The 14,913-nt window shown below is 39.0% G+C and carries 16 protein-coding genes; all 16 read left to right on the forward strand.

The window, feature by feature from the left end; all coding sequences use genetic code 11:
• Positions 1-41: 41 nt before the first annotated feature.
• The 16 genes from E6X37_RS01185 (at position 42) to ftsZ (ending at position 14,907) form a co-directional block, all read left to right on the forward strand.
• Positions 42-416: a CoA-binding protein gene (locus E6X37_RS01185; protein ID WP_004697233.1), complete on the forward strand. Its 375-nt coding sequence runs from the start codon at positions 42-44 to the stop codon at positions 414-416.
• A gap of 9 nt (positions 417-425) precedes the next feature.
• Positions 426-746 (forward strand): thioredoxin, encoded by a 321-nt coding sequence (gene trxA / locus E6X37_RS01190; RefSeq protein WP_004696229.1) that lies wholly within the window; start codon positions 426-428, stop codon positions 744-746.
• A 403-nt stretch (positions 747-1,149) separates the two neighbouring features.
• Positions 1,150-1,581, forward strand: a complete 432-nt coding sequence (mraZ, locus tag E6X37_RS01195) for a division/cell wall cluster transcriptional repressor MraZ (protein ID WP_004696227.1) — start codon at positions 1,150-1,152, stop codon at positions 1,579-1,581.
• A 9-nt stretch (positions 1,582-1,590) separates the two neighbouring features.
• Positions 1,591-2,523, forward strand: a complete 933-nt coding sequence (rsmH, locus tag E6X37_RS01200; RefSeq protein WP_227065261.1) for a 16S rRNA (cytosine(1402)-N(4))-methyltransferase RsmH — start codon at positions 1,591-1,593, stop codon at positions 2,521-2,523.
• Between the two features lie 21 nt (positions 2,524-2,544).
• Positions 2,545-2,949, forward strand: a complete 405-nt coding sequence (ftsL, locus tag E6X37_RS01205; protein ID WP_004697156.1) for a cell division protein FtsL — start codon at positions 2,545-2,547, stop codon at positions 2,947-2,949.
• A gap of 55 nt (positions 2,950-3,004) precedes the next feature.
• Positions 3,005-4,489 carry a UDP-N-acetylmuramoyl-L-alanyl-D-glutamate--2,6-diaminopimelate ligase gene (locus tag E6X37_RS01210; protein ID WP_227065262.1) on the forward strand — a complete coding sequence of 495 codons (1,485 nt, stop codon included), beginning with the start codon at positions 3,005-3,007 and terminating at the stop codon, positions 4,487-4,489.
• 1 nt (position 4,490) lies between these two features.
• A complete protein-coding gene (locus E6X37_RS01215) occupies positions 4,491-5,849 on the forward strand; it encodes a UDP-N-acetylmuramoyl-tripeptide--D-alanyl-D-alanine ligase (protein WP_316689391.1) in 1,359 nt (452 codons plus the stop codon).
• 56 nt (positions 5,850-5,905) lie between these two features.
• Positions 5,906-6,892 carry a phospho-N-acetylmuramoyl-pentapeptide-transferase gene (gene mraY, locus E6X37_RS01220; protein ID WP_288580510.1) on the forward strand — a complete coding sequence of 329 codons (987 nt, stop codon included), beginning with the start codon at positions 5,906-5,908 and terminating at the stop codon, positions 6,890-6,892.
• A gap of 83 nt (positions 6,893-6,975) precedes the next feature.
• Positions 6,976-8,346 (forward strand): UDP-N-acetylmuramoyl-L-alanine--D-glutamate ligase, encoded by a 1,371-nt coding sequence (murD, locus tag E6X37_RS01225; RefSeq protein WP_316073207.1) that lies wholly within the window; start codon positions 6,976-6,978, stop codon positions 8,344-8,346.
• Entirely contained in the window at positions 8,346-9,455 is a 1,110-nt protein-coding gene (murG, locus tag E6X37_RS01230; protein WP_316073206.1) for an undecaprenyldiphospho-muramoylpentapeptide beta-N-acetylglucosaminyltransferase, read from the forward strand. The genes murD and murG overlap by 1 nt, the downstream gene beginning before the upstream one ends.
• A gap of 14 nt (positions 9,456-9,469) precedes the next feature.
• Positions 9,470-10,852, forward strand: coding sequence for a UDP-N-acetylmuramate--L-alanine ligase (murC, locus tag E6X37_RS01235; protein ID WP_316073205.1), 1,383 nt, complete (start codon positions 9,470-9,472; stop codon positions 10,850-10,852).
• A complete protein-coding gene (locus E6X37_RS01240; protein WP_314932780.1) occupies positions 10,849-11,781 on the forward strand; it encodes a D-alanine--D-alanine ligase family protein in 933 nt (310 codons plus the stop codon). The genes murC and E6X37_RS01240 overlap by 4 nt, the downstream gene beginning before the upstream one ends.
• 28 nt (positions 11,782-11,809) lie before the next feature.
• Positions 11,810-12,691 (forward strand): cell division protein FtsQ/DivIB, encoded by an 882-nt coding sequence (locus tag E6X37_RS01245; RefSeq protein ID WP_156697593.1) that lies wholly within the window; start codon positions 11,810-11,812, stop codon positions 12,689-12,691.
• Complete coding sequence (locus tag E6X37_RS01250) at positions 12,692-13,387, forward strand: DUF881 domain-containing protein (RefSeq protein WP_042986433.1); 696 nt, start codon at positions 12,692-12,694, stop codon at positions 13,385-13,387.
• A complete protein-coding gene (locus tag E6X37_RS01255) occupies positions 13,384-13,728 on the forward strand; it encodes a small basic family protein (protein WP_278469750.1) in 345 nt (114 codons plus the stop codon). The genes E6X37_RS01250 and E6X37_RS01255 overlap by 4 nt, the downstream gene beginning before the upstream one ends.
• 138 nt (positions 13,729-13,866) lie before the next feature.
• Entirely contained in the window at positions 13,867-14,907 is a 1,041-nt protein-coding gene (ftsZ, locus tag E6X37_RS01260; RefSeq protein ID WP_004697140.1) for a cell division protein FtsZ, read from the forward strand.
• The last annotated feature ends 6 nt before the right edge of the window (positions 14,908-14,913 follow it).

A 14,913-nucleotide genomic window follows, 5' to 3' on the forward strand; every position in this document is an offset into this window, starting at 1 on the left:
GTTCGATATTCATTTATAATAGTATATAAGAGGTGGTCGAAATGACAATTCAACAAGCTTTAGATCAAAAAGTATGGGCCGTTATTGGAGCTACCCATAAAACCGAAAAGTTCGGTTATAAGATTTATAAATGTCTTAAAGATCACGGATATGAAGTATATCCAGTCAATCCTAATATTGCAGAAATAGATGGAGACACTTGTTACTCTAGTCTTTCTGCACTTCCCGTTGTGCCTGCTGTGGTAGATTTTGTTGTACCAGAAGCAGTAGGGTTAGCTGCACTTGATGAATGCAAAGAACTTGGCATTCCTGTTGTGTGGTTGCAACCGGGGGCGGATAAACCATCTGTTGTTGAAAAAGCACATGCTTTAGATCTGCATGTCATTCAAGATTGTGTATTAGTTCAATTACCGTAGGAGGGTACAATGAGCGAATTAAAAGATTTAAAAACTGCTGAATATCAAGATTTAGTAAACCAAGGTGGTGTTACTGTTGTTGACTTCTGGGCTCCATGGTGCGGTTATTGCGTACGTATGATGCCAATCATTGAAGAAATTGCAGGTGAGCTTGAAGGTAAAGCTAACTTTGTAAAAGTAAACGCTGATGAAGAACCAGAATTAGCACGTAACTTACAAGTTGAAGTATTGCCTACATTCGTTATTCTAAAAGATGGTGAAGTAGTAGACCGTAAAATTGGATTCTTGCCTAAAGGCGATCTTCAAGCGGCTATCGAATCTAAATTTTAATACTATAATTAAAATTATATAAATAGAGGAAAACCTCATCAATGTATGTGTTGTACATTGATGAGGTTTTTTTTGCTTTTTTAATATAGACCTAAATATATTTAACGTTTATGCGTTGCTAAACATAATACATTGAGTTCCTAAACATAATACATCTGAAGTGGGGATTATGTCCATCTAAGGAGTGGTATTTCACCATTGTGGTGGAGAGTGGTTTAAATTGATTTGTTTTAAATATTTAATCGAACATATGTATTGTAGAAAAGAGGAGAAAAATAGAGATTAAACAAGAAAAATATAAAAAAGTGGGATAAAAATGGATTTTTTGTTGTGAAAGGTGGGGAATTGTGGTAGAATTTACCATATAGTGGTGGATAAGAAATAGTGAAAGGCGGTGATACGTATGTTCATGGGCGAATATAATCACACTATTGATACAAAAGGGCGGATGATTATACCTGCGAAAATACGTGAACAACTAGGCGATTTGTGCATCGTTACAAAAGGCTTAGATAACTGCTTGGCTATTTACACCGAAGAGGCGTGGAAAAAAATTTCTACTGCTTTACAATCACAATCCTCCACTAAAGCTAGCGTGCGTGCCTTAAAACGTTTTGTTTTTGGTAGTGCTGCTGAACTTGAATATGATAAACAAGGTCGTGTCCTCATTCCTGTACCACTACGTGAATATGCAAGCCTTGATAAACAGGCTGTTATTGTAGGTGCTGGGGACCACGTTGAAATTTGGAGTCGTGAAAAATACGATTTCTATGATGAGCAAGTGGCTGAAAGCATGGAAGAATTAGTTGAAGGGCTTGAAGGGATTATGTTATAGGAGGCTATGATGGAATTTAATCATACTAGCGTACTCTTACGTGAAACGGTGGACTCCGTCGTAACTAATCCAAAAGGCATTTATGTGGACTGTACCCTTGGTGGGGCAGGACATGCTCACGCAGTGGGCGAGATGCTAGACCCAGAAGGTATGATTATAGGTTTAGATCAAGATGAAGATGCTTTGAGTGTAGCTCGACAGCGTTTATCTGATTTGAAATGTCAGGTGTTAACAATACCTACAAACTTTTCTAACTTAAAAGAAGCCCTCCGAAATGCGGGCATCTATGAAGTAGATGGCTTTATATTTGATCTTGGCGTATCAAGCTATCAACTAGATACCCCTGAACGAGGTTTTTCATATATGAATGATGGACCTCTTGATATGCGTATGGATAAAGATGCACCTCTCACGGCAGAGGAAATTGTTAATGAATATGACAGTGAACAATTACTGCAAATTATCCGCGACTATGGGGAAGAACGATGGGCTAAACGGATTGTTGAGTTTATTGTTGAAGCACGCCAAGAAAAAAGAATCACTACTACTGGTGAGTTAGTTAGAATTATTAAGAATGCAATACCTGCAAAGGCGCGACAAGATGGACCTCATCCGGCAAAACGGACGTTTCAAGCTATACGTATTGAAGTAAATAGAGAATTAGCAATCTTGCATGATAGTTTTGTAGATGCTGTATCGATGTTAAAACCAAAGGGAAAGATTGGAGTTATTACATTCCACTCCTTGGAAGATCGAATTACAAAGCAAACTTTTAAAGAGTTAAGTACCGCATGTATATGTCCTCCACAATTGCCTATGTGTGTTTGTAATCACAAGGCAGTTGTAAAGGCAAAAAATAAGGCTATAGAGCCAAGTATAGGGGAGATTGAAGTTAATCCGAGGGCTAGAAGCGCTAAATTGCGCGTAGCAGTAAAGTTGTAGAATTGGAAGGGGTTAAGTGTTATGTTAGCAAGAAAGGCTGTTGTGGGCCAAGTAAAAGGTGATATGTTGGTCATTGCACAAGGGAGAAGACGTAGTGCAAACGTAGCTTTAGATTTAAGCCCTATGATGTGGCAAGTTGTATATGGTATTGCTGCATTAGTTGCATGCTTGCTTATCATGATGGTTATGAATGCATACAGTACAAAGTTGGGCTATGAGGTAGTTAAAACACAGCAAGCTGTAGTACAATTAACAAAAGATAACGATGCATTGGACGTTGAAGTGGCTTCTTTGAAGTCTCCTGTACGTATCCAACAAATCGCAGAAGAACAACTAGGAATGGTTTTGCCTGATTCTTTTGTTTATAGCACAAAAAGCGCTGTTACTGAACGTAATGTACAAGAGAAACAGCAAATTATAGACTAGCAGGCGAAGCAGCTCGTATTGGGCTGCTTTCCTTTGCGTGTAAAGGAGATTGTATATGAAACAATTACAAGATATAGTAAAAACCTTACATGCACCGCATGTAGAAGGTAATACAGCTGTTGAAATTTTAGATGTAACCGCTGATTCTCGTGCTGTAAAAGCGGGTAGTTTATTTATTGCTTTAGATGGTGCTACTGTCGATGGTCATAACTATGTTAATAAAGCTGTTGAGTCTGGGGCAGTAGCTGTATTAGTATCTAAACCTGTTGAGGTAAGTAGTGACGTTTGTGTTATCACTGTTGAAGATACACGTGCGGCTATGATGTCCTGTGTGCCATACTTTTTTGATTATCCAGCCAATTCTATGCGCATGATTGGTGTTACTGGTACTAATGGTAAAACGACTACAACTCATATGATTCGTCATATTTTGAAAGCTCAAGGTCATAAGGTCGGTGTGATTGGTACGGTTCATATCATGATTGGCGATACATCATATCCGATTCATAACACGACCCCTGACGTAGTAGATTTACAACATATTTTGCATCAAATGGTGGAAGAGGGCGTTACACATTGCGTAATGGAAGTATCTTCCCATGCATTGGCTTTGGGACGCGTATCTGGTGTTGAGTATGATACGGCAGTATTTACAAATCTTACACAAGATCATTTAGACTTTCACAAAACATTTGAGAATTACTTAGCAGCTAAATGTAAACTATTTGAACAGGTTAGCAAACCAAACCAAGTAAAATCTGGTAAGGGTGCTGTCATTAACATCGATGATGCCTATGGACATCGGGTTGTTGAAAAAACTACAGCCCCTATCATTACCTATAGTATTGATGGTAGCGGCACATTGAATGCTCATGACGTTGATATGACGCCAAAGTCTAGCCGTTACACGGTATCTTATGATGGTCATGACTATACAGTTGCAATGAATACGACTGGCTTGTTTAATGTGTATAATACATTAGCAGCTATTGGTGCCTGCCTATTAGAAGGTATTTCCATGGAAGACATCGATAAAGCGTTGAAAACATTTAGTGCTGTACCTGGTCGTTTTGAATTGATTGAAGAAGGTCAACCATTTGCTGTTGTTGTAGACTATGCACATACACCAGATGGGTTAGAAAATATTTTACAAACAGCAAAGGCTATTCAAGCAAATCGTATTATTGTAGTCTTTGGTTGTGGCGGTGACCGAGATGCAACCAAACGTCCTATTATGGGACGCATTGCGGCACAATACGGTGATGTTGTGTATGTTACATCTGATAATCCGCGTACAGAGGATCCTATACAAATTGTTAAAGATGTGGAAGTCGGCGTTAAAGACGGCCTTCGAGAAGGAACTTACTATGAAGTTATCGTTGATCGTCGGGAAGCGATTCAACATGCTATACAAAATGCAAAACCTGGGGATATTGTACTCATTGCAGGTAAGGGGCATGAGGATTACCAAATCTTAAAGGATAAAACGATCCATTTTGATGATCGTGAAGAGGCGCGAGCAGCCCTCAAGGAGATCTAATATGGCAGAATTTACATTGTCTCAAGTACTGGAGGCCACAAAGGGGACGAGTGCACATACCGATAATATTAAGTTTTTAGATGTGTCTACTGATACAAGAACTATTGAATCAGGCTTTTTATTTGTAGCCTTAAAAGGTGATACCTTTGATGGCCATGATTTTATCAATGCGGCTATCGAAAAAGGTGCTACAGGGGCTATCGTTGAAAAAGGACGTGCTGTAGAAGGCATTGCTTGTATCGAGGTAGACAATACTTTGGTAGCATATCAAAATTTGGCACGTTATCATCGTCGCCGTTTTGATATTTCTGTAGTTGCTATTACCGGTTCATCTGGTAAGACTACAACAAAGGAAATGGTGGCAGCCGTACTTGGTACAGAATTTAATGTATTAAAAACTGAGAAAAACTATAATAATGAAATTGGCTTACCAAAAACCTTGTTACGTTTGACCGCTGAGCATGAAGCCTGTGTTGTTGAGATGGGTATGCGTGGCCTCGGCCAAATTGAAGAACTGGCGTTGATTGCAGAACCAACGATGGGGATTATTACCAATGTTGGTACTAGTCATATCGAGCTTTTAGGCTCTCGCGAAGCCATTGCTGAAGCAAAAGGTGAGTTGATTCGTTGCTTGCCTGAAAATAGTGTGGCTATCCTTAATGAGGACGATCCATATGTAAAAGCAATGGATAGCTTAGCTAAAGGTAAAACTATTACGTATGGTATTGAACGTAATGCTACCTGTATTGGTAGTCATTTACGCTATAAAAAAGATGGTATTAAGTTTACCTGTAAGTGTTATGATGAAGTTTTTGATATCTTCTTGCCTATGATTGGTGAACACAATGTATATGATGCATTGGCGGCTATCGTCGCAGGTCGTGTGTTAGGTATAAAATCCAATACAATTCGTAAAGGTTTGAGCGAGTTTACTGGAACTCCAATGCGTCAAGAAATCGTTCCGTTTGAAGATATTGTTATCTTAAATGACGCTTATAATGCAAACCCTTCATCCATGGCAAAAGCTATTAAAGCACTTGGCCAATTAGAAGGTAAGCGTAAAATTGCGATGCTAGGCGATATGCTCGAGCTCGGCGACTTCTCTGAAGAAGCACATCGTGAAATCGGCCATTTGCTTGCTGAAGAGGGTTATAGTGTTGTATTCACCTTTGGTGATGCTGCTGCCTTCATTGCAAAGGAAGCAAAAAAAGCGGGTTTAACTACATTCCGTTGTAACAGCCATTTAGAAATGGCCAACGCATATAGTGATATTCGTGAAAAAGGGGATGTTATCCTTGTGAAAGGTTCCCGTGGTTTACGAATGGAGCGCGTTGTTGAAGAATTAAAGGATCGAGAATAATAGGTAACGGCTAGTTATATCTAGCCGTCCTATTTATTAATAAGTAGAGGATTCATATGATAAATCACATTCTATTAGCCTTCGTAGCGACTTTCATCATTACGGTAGTGCTAGGTAAAATTGCTATTCCTATGTTGCGTTCTTTGCACGCACAACAAAGTATTCGTGAAGAAGGCCCTGAAAGTCATCAAGCAAAAGCCGGTACGCCAACAATGGGTGGTGCTTTCATGATGGTGGCCCTTATTATTGGCGTGGCATTGTTTGCACCATGGAATGTGGGCACAGGAATGTTATTATTCTTAACACTGGGTCATTGTTTATTAGGTTTTTTTGATGATTTTGTAAAAGCTGTAAAAAAACGCAATCTTGGTTTAACAGCGAAGCAAAAATTACTTGGACAATTTATATTGGCTGCCGTATTCTGTTATTGCATTACTGAGATTATGGTTGTTCCTACCACATTATGGATTCCTGTTGTAGATATACAATTACAATTGGGATGGGGTTATTATGTATTGGCATTTTTGATTATTGTAGGAGCTACAAATGCAGTAAATTTAACAGATGGTCTTGATGGTCTTGCTGGTGGTACATCAGCAGTGGCGGCGATAGCATTCTCTGTTATTGGTCTAATGGCTGCATCGATGACAAATTCTATCGGTGCTGAAAGTGTTGCGTACTTCGGCGCTATTGTAGCTGCCGTATGTCTTGGTTTCTTGGTATATAATGTGAACCCTGCAAAAGTATTCATGGGAGATACAGGCTCTTTGGCATTAGGTGGTGCCTTTGCAGCAATGGCTATTTTAACTAAAACAGAATTGTTACTCGTGGTGATTGGTGGCATTTTTGTTATGGAAGCACTGTCTGTTATTATTCAAGTTATTTCTTTTAAAACACGGGGTGTGCGTGTATTTAAGATGAGTCCTATTCATCACCATTTTGAACTTTCCGGATGGGCAGAACAAACAGTTGTTAATCGCTTTTGGTTTGGTGGAGCTGTTTTAGCCATTATTGGTGTACTTTTAGCGACTATAACTTTATAAGATAATACTTAACGGAAGTTGTAAATAATGGTATGCTTATTAGATAGGATACATTAATTTTGTAGATAATTTAGGTGATATAGATGGAATACGGAGATAAACATATACTTGTTCTTGGCGCTGGAGCCAGCGGTATAGGTGCATCTTGGGTATTAGCCCAAGTGGGTGCGCATGTTGTGTTAAATGATTATAAGCCTATGACACTGCCTACGGCTGAGGAAAAACGACTTGTTGCGGCAGGGGTAAATATTATTACAGGACGTCAAGATGAATCCTTGCTAGATGGCGTGGACCGTATCGTTATTTCTCCAGGTATTTCTTTAGATATTCCGATTGTAAAAGCAGCACAGGCTCGTGGTATTGACGTGGTCAGCGAAGTAGAATTAGCTTATGAAGTATCTAAATCACCTATCGTAGCTGTTACTGGTACAAATGGTAAGACTACGACAACAACCTTATTAACTAAGGTTCTAGAAGGCTCTGGAAAACCAGTTCGTGTGGGAGGGAATATTGGTGATTCCCTTAGCGAAGTGGCGTACGCTATGCCTGCAGACGGTTTTTTGGTAGCCGAATTATCTAGTTATCAATTAGAGACAATCAAGCATTTTAGGCCTGTTGGGGCTATTATGCTCAATATTACTCCAGATCACTTAGCTCGTCATAAGACAATGGAAAACTATATTGCTGCGAAGGAACGCATCTTTGAAAATCAATTAAGTACAGATTTTTTAGTACTTAACATTGATGATTCTGTTGTAGCTGATATGGAACACCGTGCGCCTAGTCATATTTTACAAATTAGTCAAAACCGAGTTGTAGAGAATGGCGCTTATTATGCTGATGGGCAATGTTATATTGCTAAAGATGGTATAGCAAAATCTGTTATTGGAAATGAAGATATTCATATTCCAGGCCGTCATAATATTGAAAATATATTGACCGTTATTGCTTTATCCTATGCGTTGGGCGTACCCGTAGAGACAATTCATCACATTATTAGCGAGTTCCATGGAGTTGAACATCGTTTAGAGCGCGTTAAGACGATTGGTGGTATCACATTCTATAATGATTCCAAAGCCACTAATGTAGATTCTGTGATTAAAGCATTAGAATCCTTTGATCAACAAGTTATTCTATTAGCTGGTGGCCATGATAAAATGACGCCTTTAGAAGATTTCATGGAGTTAGTTAAAGAGAAGACTAAAGCTGTTATTTTCATGGGGGAAGCGGCAGATCGTTTCGAGACGGCTGCAAAAAAGGCTGGTGTGAAGCCGATTTATCGTGCTTTATCCATGAAGGACGCAGTAGAGAAAGGCTATAAATTGGCAGAGACGGGTGATATTGTGCTATTATCTCCGGCTTGCTCAAGTTTTGATTGGTATAGCTGTTTTGAAGAGCGTGGAGATGATTTTAAACGTTGTGTTCATATGTTGCAAGAGGGAGGACACCATTAATGAAACGTGTTATTATTTCAGGTGGTGGCACTGGTGGACATATATATCCAGCAATAACTATATATAAGGAAATTATGAAACAGAATCCTGATGCAAAGGTGTTATATGTTGGTACCAAGCAAGGTCTCGAGGCTACATTAGTTCCTAAAGAGGGGATAGAGTTTACTACGATTCCTGTGCAAGGCTTGCAGCGTCAATTATCGTTAGGTACATTAGTCACATTAGGTAAAACTGCTTTAGGCATTGTAAAAGCTAATGCTATAGTTTTTAAGTTTAAACCTGATGTGGTTATTGGTACTGGGGGTTATGTATGTGGTCCTGTTCTCTTGGCTGCAGCATTACATAATATTCCTACTATAATTCAAGAACAGAATGTCATAGCAGGCATTACTAATAAAATTCTGAGTCGTTTTGTTGATGTGGTAGCCCTAGGCTATAAGGATGCAGAAGCATCGTTTTCTAAAGCAAAGCGCGTAGTCTATACAGGGAATCCTGTTCGTCCAGATGTGCTAGTTGATTCGAGAACATCGGGACGTAACTATTTCAACTTAAGTGATGATACCTTTACAGTACTCATAGCTGGAGGTTCTCGAGGGGCGAGAACTATTAACAATGCTATGGTAGATGTACATAAACACTTTCAAGGTGTGAAAGGTATTAAATTAATCCATATTACGGGAAACGGAGAATATGAATCTGTTTTATCCCAATTGGGCATTACCGATGGGGATGGTTTAGGTAGTTCATCTTTGATTTTGCCGTATTTACATGATATGCCAAAAGCACTAGCAGCAGCCGATTTAGCAGTATTTAGATCTGGTGCTATAGGTCTTGCAGAATTAGCAGTTCGCGGTATTCCATCCGTATTGATACCGTATCCATACGCAGCGGAAGATCATCAAACCTATAATGCACGTATCTTTGTACAAGAAGGGGCGGCTCATATGATTGTAGATAAAATGTTGAGTGCTCACGATTTGATAGGGGAAATCGAGATGTTTATGGCCAACCGTGATTTGTTGGCACAAATGGGAGACCGAGCATTGCAATTGGGGAAACCGAATGCGGCTCATGATATTGCAAAATTAGCTTTATCTATTGCAAAGTAACAAGGAGAGGTTTTATGTTAGACGGTATTCACAAAATTCACCTTATCGGTATTGGTGGATCTGGTATGCGTGCGATAGCGAATATTTTGATTCAAAAAGGTTATGATGTATCTGGTTCAGATATTGCTGAATCTGCAGTGATTTCTAAGTTTAGAGATATGGGTGCCACGGTGCATATCGGTCATAATAAAGAATATGTAAATGGTGTTGATGCTATAGTTCGTTCTACAGCGATTCGTGAAGACAATCCTGAAATTGTTGCCGCTAAAGAGCAAGGGATTACCATTTTACATCGTTCTGATATTGTAAAGGCTGTATTAGATGTAACAGATGGTATCGCAGTAGCTGGTGCGCATGGTAAAACATCTACAACTTCAATGATTGGACAAATTTTAGTGGAGGCTAATGCGGACCCTACGGTAATTATCGGTGGCGAAGTAGATTATCTCAAAGGTAGCAGTTGCCTTGGGAAAGGCCATTTTTCAGTTGTGGAAGCGGATGAGAGCGATGGTTCATTTTTAAAATTGCATCCACATACTATCGTTATAACTAATATTGAAGATGATCATATGGATCATTATAAGACTATGGATAACTTGTTAAACGCTTTCTGTGAGTTCGTCGAAACGTTACCAGAAGCGGGCAAGGCTATCGTATGTGGTGATAATGAAAATATTCGTTATGTTATGAGCCGCGTAAAACGTACTTTTATTACGTATGGCTTAGAGGATAATAATGATTATGTAGCAAAAAATATTCATTATGTGGACTCTTCCTTGGTATATGATGTATATCATAAAGGCATTAATATAAGCCGTATCAGCTTGCGCGTGCCTGGAGAACATAATGTATTAAACTCATTGGCAGCCTTTATTGTGGCTCATGAATGTTGCGGTGTAGAGAATCGCTTTATTACAAAAGCGTTAGGTAAATTTATCGGTGCAAAACGACGCTTTGAAACAAAAGGTCATGTTGCTGGCGTCTGGGTTGTCGATGATTATGCACATCATCCAACAGAAATTAAAGCGACCTTAAGAGCAGCAAAAGAACTTGAAAAACATCGCGTTATTTGTGTGTTTCAACCGCATCGGTATACACGTACAAGCTTGTTGAAAGATGAATTTGCCACTGCTTTTACAAGTGCTGATGAAATATATATGACAGATATTTACAGTTCTGGTGAAGATCCGATTGCAGGTATCGATGGACGTACTATTCCTGATGCTGTTGAAGCTGCTACACATAAGGTTGTACATTATGTACCATCTGTTGATGACATACCGGCTGTATTGTCAAAAATTGTGCGACCTAATGATCTGGTTATCACAATGGGTGCCGGTTCTATTAATCAATATGGACCTAAATTATTAGCTATATTGGAGGAAGGCTTACAATGAAAGATAGAAAAATAATCGTATTGATGGGTGGTCCTTCCAAAGAGGCTGAAGTATCTCGCCGTACTGGCGCTGCTATTGCAGAAGCACTCGAAAGTAAAGGGTATAATGCCCAAACATTAGAACTTAATCCTCGTACTGTTTTAAGAGACATTGAATCCTTAGGTGGAGAGATTGTATTTAATGCAATTCACGGTCGTTATGGTGAAGATGGTGCATTACAAGGCTTACTTGAAATGGCAGAAATTCCATATACTGGATCGGGCATCATGGCTCATGCGGTAGGAATGAATAAAAAAGTAAGCAAAGATGTTTTCAAAGGGGCTAATATTCCAACAGCTACTTCTGAATCCTTTAATGGTAATTTAGAATCTGCAGAAGCTATTATAGGACATATTCGTAAACAGTTTACGATTCCTGTAGTGGTGAAATCTGCTACTCAAGGCTCTAGTATTGGCGTTACCATCGTTCGTGATGAGGCACAATTGGAGGCTGCTGTTACAGAAGCGCTAAAATATGATCCGATTCTTGTAGTAGAGCAATTTCTTGATGGTCGCGAATTTACAGTATCCGTTCTTGACGGTAAGGCATTGTCAGTAATTGAAATCCGTCCACATTCTGGGGAGTATGACTATACTAGTAAATATACTGTAGGTGCTACAGAATATTTAGTACCTGCGCCTATTAGTGAAGAAATGACTGCTGAGATGCAACGCATAGGGGAACTTGTGTATCGCGAAGTACAAGGCAGTGGGGTTATTCGTGTTGATATTATGACAGATCATGTAGATAATATGTATGTTCTAGAATACAATACTGTGCCAGGTATGACGGCAACGTCTTTAGTACCAAAGGCAGCTAAAGAAATGGGAATTGACTTTCCAACATTATGTGAAAAGATTCTATTAACAGCTAGTATAGGGAAATTTTAAAGGCTGAATAGAATATAAGGAGTTATCTATGGATGATAAGCAATACCATCCATCCAACTCTGGGGAGATGCAGTCTTCTACACCTGTTCAAGATGAACGGGCTGTATTTAGAAAACGAGTATTAAAAATCGGTGGTGCAGTTACTCTCGTGTTGGTGGGATTGTTTACACTACCTATTCCTTTTGGATCCTTAAAAATTGTAGGATCGGATAAGGTAACTGTACAAGATGTAATGGTAGCAGGGGATATTCATGAACCTGTAAATATATTGCAAATTAGTACAGAGAAATTAAAAAATAGATTGGCGAAAGACTTACGGGTTGAAGAGGCTCAAATTAGTTATCAATTGCCATTTACAATGGTCGTACGTGTCATAGAACGCAAAGCTGTTGCAGTTGTACCAGCTCAGTTTGGCTATCTAACACTTGATAGTAAAGGTCAAGTAATTGCATCAGAGCCTGCTATACAAGATACGTCGGTACCAATGATATCAGGAGTTAAGGCGGGAAATATTTTATTAGGTGATACCGTTGTGGATAAACCTATTTTAGCGGCTCTTGAATACTTGAACTCTCTTGATGAAAGCACTTTTAAAAATATTGCAGAGGTCAATATAGGAGACCCTGATGCAATAATGGCGTATACCGTATCGGGGGTGCAAATTCGATTAGGAGATAGTAAAGACTTACCTAAAAAAGCCGAGTTAACTCAGTCTATGTTACAAGATATTAAGACAACACATAGCAATGTACAATATATAGATGTTAATGTTTCATCGCCATACATAAAAACTGATGTAATACCGGAAGTTAAAAAGCATCAGACAGGAACAAAGACTACAGAAAATTCATCTACTAAGAAGGATGATACAAAACAAGATAAACAAGGTCATGTTGAAGATAAAAGGTAGATGATTGTCGTGAGACACGAACGGTGGGCAATAGCCTTAGTCAGTTGTATATTGGGTTTCATGGTTGTCACCCAATATAAGATGACTCAAGATAATATAGAAGAAAATATCCGTTTACAACGAGCTGGTGATTTAGCCGTACAATTGCGAGAGGCTCAAAGTGAACGTGATGCATTGTTAAAACAAATAGAAGAGCTTAAACAGTCTGGTGCCACTGGCAATGTTAAAGCAGATGAACAGTTGATGATGAAAGCAGCTTTAACTAATGTTAAAGGTACGGGTGTTAGTGTATTAATTGAGGATAGCTTAAAGCCAATTCAAAGTGGTGAAAATCCTAATTTATATGTAATTCATGATGAAGATATTTTACGTATTGTTAATGAATTGCGAGCTGGTGGGGCTGAGGCGATAGCTATCAATGACCAACGTCTCATAGGGACTTCTGAAATACGATGCTCTGGTCCGACTATTACTGTGAATGGTAAGGTTTTTGGGGCTCCTTTTACAGTTAAAGCGATTGGTGATCCAAAAACACTAAATTCTGCGCTCACCATGCGAGGCGGTGTGGTGGATTCCTTGAAACACTGGGGCATAAAGGTAACCATAAAGGAAGAAAATGAATTAGCTATTCCAGCTTTTACAGGAACCTTTAGAGAAGAGCATATAAAGCCTAATGAAACAGGAGGTAAAGAATGAATATTTATATCTTTGCCATTATTGGTTTAATTGTAGGCGCTACATTAGGGTGGCTTTCACCATTTCATATACCTATAAGTTATGCGAACTACACATCAGTTGCTGTTCTGGCTGCACTAGATGCTGTATTTGGTGGTAGCCGTGCTGCATTGGAACGAACCTTTGATCTTAGTAATTTTGTGCTTGGGTTCTTTTCAAATGTTGTGTTAGCTGTTATTCTTGTATATGTAGGTGACCTCATAGGAATTAACCTATATTACGTAGCTCTTATTGGCTTTGGATTGCATGTATTTATTAATGTAGGCGCTATACGAAAGATTATTATGACTAAGCGATTCTAATAAATCACATTCTATATAGTGGAAAGTTTTTAAATTTTAGTGTAAAATAAATGTAATTGTTATAAGATTGTCAGTATATAAATCGATACATTGGGACGTATATTGATACGATAGATAACGATAAGAGGAGGAAGTTCAATGTCTGATTTTGCAAATATTAAAGTTATCGGTGTTGGTGGCGGCGGTAATAACGCTGTTAATCGCATGGTAGATAGCGATCTTAAAGGTGTTCAATTTTTATCCGCTAATACTGAAAGCCAAGTGCTTGAATTATCTAAAGCGGATGTAACGATTCAAATTGGCGAGAAGGTTACAAAAGGTCTTGGTGCAGGCGCAAATCCACAAATCGGTGAAGAGGCTGCTCAAGAAAGCCGCGAAGAAATTATAAAAGCTCTTGAAGGTGCTGATATGGTATTCGTAACTGCTGGTATGGGTGGTGGTACTGGTACAGGTGCTGCTCCTATCGTTGCAGAATGTGCTAAAGAAATCGGTGCATTGACAGTCGGCGTCGTTACTAAACCGTTCGCATTTGAAGGTAAACGCCGTCGTGCACAAGCGGAAAAAGGCATTGAATTCTTGACTCAAAAAGTAGATACTATTATCGTTATTCCTAATGATAAATTGTTGCAAGTTGTAGATAAAAAATGTTCCTTAAGCGATGCATTCCGTACAGCTGATGATGTACTTCGCCAAGGTATCAAGGGCATTTCAGACTTGATTCAAGTTCCTGGCTTGATCAATCTTGACTTTGCAGATGTTAAAACTATCATGACTGAACAAGGCGAAGCATTGATGGGGATTGGCGTTGGCGAAGGTGAAAACCGCGCTGCTGACGCAGCTAAAATGGCTATTAATAGCCCATTGTTGGAAACATCTATCGATGGTGCAAAAGGCATCTTACTCAATATTTCCGGTAGTGCTAACTTAAGCTTGTTTGAAATTAATGAAGCTGCCGAAATTATTTCTGAAGCGGCGGATCCTGATGCAAATATTATCTTCGGTTCCGTTATCGATGAAAGCTTAGGCGATACAGTTCAAATTACTGTTGTGGCAACTGGTTTTAATTCAAATACTAAGAATGTACCTGAATTCGGTAAAACAACAACTACATCCCGTCCGGCATCCACTACAAATACTAACAGTGGTATCCCTGATATCCCTGTATTCATGAAACGCTAATTTATA

This window comes from Veillonella parvula, assembly GCF_032550495.1.
Classification (GTDB): Bacteria; Bacillota; Negativicutes; order Veillonellales; family Veillonellaceae; genus Veillonella; species Veillonella parvula_G.

What these genes read in the sequence shown, in the direction of transcription:
- E6X37_RS01185 (WP_004697233.1), top strand. Translation starts at nt 42, where the DNA reads ATGACAATTCAACAAGCTTTAGATCAAAAAGTATGGGCCGTTATTGGA.
- trxA (WP_004696229.1), top strand. Translation starts at nt 426, where the DNA reads ATGAGCGAATTAAAAGATTTAAAAACTGCTGAATATCAAGATTTAGTA.
- mraZ (WP_004696227.1), top strand. Translation starts at nt 1,150, where the DNA reads ATGTTCATGGGCGAATATAATCACACTATTGATACAAAAGGGCGGATG.
- rsmH (WP_227065261.1), top strand. Translation starts at nt 1,591, where the DNA reads ATGGAATTTAATCATACTAGCGTACTCTTACGTGAAACGGTGGACTCC.
- ftsL (WP_004697156.1), top strand. Translation starts at nt 2,545, where the DNA reads ATGTTAGCAAGAAAGGCTGTTGTGGGCCAAGTAAAAGGTGATATGTTG.
- E6X37_RS01210 (WP_227065262.1), top strand. Translation starts at nt 3,005, where the DNA reads ATGAAACAATTACAAGATATAGTAAAAACCTTACATGCACCGCATGTA.
- E6X37_RS01215 (WP_316689391.1), top strand. Translation starts at nt 4,491, where the DNA reads ATGGCAGAATTTACATTGTCTCAAGTACTGGAGGCCACAAAGGGGACG.
- mraY (WP_288580510.1), top strand. Translation starts at nt 5,906, where the DNA reads ATGATAAATCACATTCTATTAGCCTTCGTAGCGACTTTCATCATTACG.
- murD (WP_316073207.1), top strand. Translation starts at nt 6,976, where the DNA reads ATGGAATACGGAGATAAACATATACTTGTTCTTGGCGCTGGAGCCAGC.
- murG (WP_316073206.1), top strand. Translation starts at nt 8,346, where the DNA reads ATGAAACGTGTTATTATTTCAGGTGGTGGCACTGGTGGACATATATAT.
- murC (WP_316073205.1), top strand. Translation starts at nt 9,470, where the DNA reads ATGTTAGACGGTATTCACAAAATTCACCTTATCGGTATTGGTGGATCT.
- E6X37_RS01240 (WP_314932780.1), top strand. Translation starts at nt 10,849, where the DNA reads ATGAAAGATAGAAAAATAATCGTATTGATGGGTGGTCCTTCCAAAGAG.
- E6X37_RS01245 (WP_156697593.1), top strand. Translation starts at nt 11,810, where the DNA reads ATGGATGATAAGCAATACCATCCATCCAACTCTGGGGAGATGCAGTCT.
- E6X37_RS01250 (WP_042986433.1), top strand. Translation starts at nt 12,692, where the DNA reads ATGATTGTCGTGAGACACGAACGGTGGGCAATAGCCTTAGTCAGTTGT.
- E6X37_RS01255 (WP_278469750.1), top strand. Translation starts at nt 13,384, where the DNA reads ATGAATATTTATATCTTTGCCATTATTGGTTTAATTGTAGGCGCTACA.
- ftsZ (WP_004697140.1), top strand. Translation starts at nt 13,867, where the DNA reads ATGTCTGATTTTGCAAATATTAAAGTTATCGGTGTTGGTGGCGGCGGT.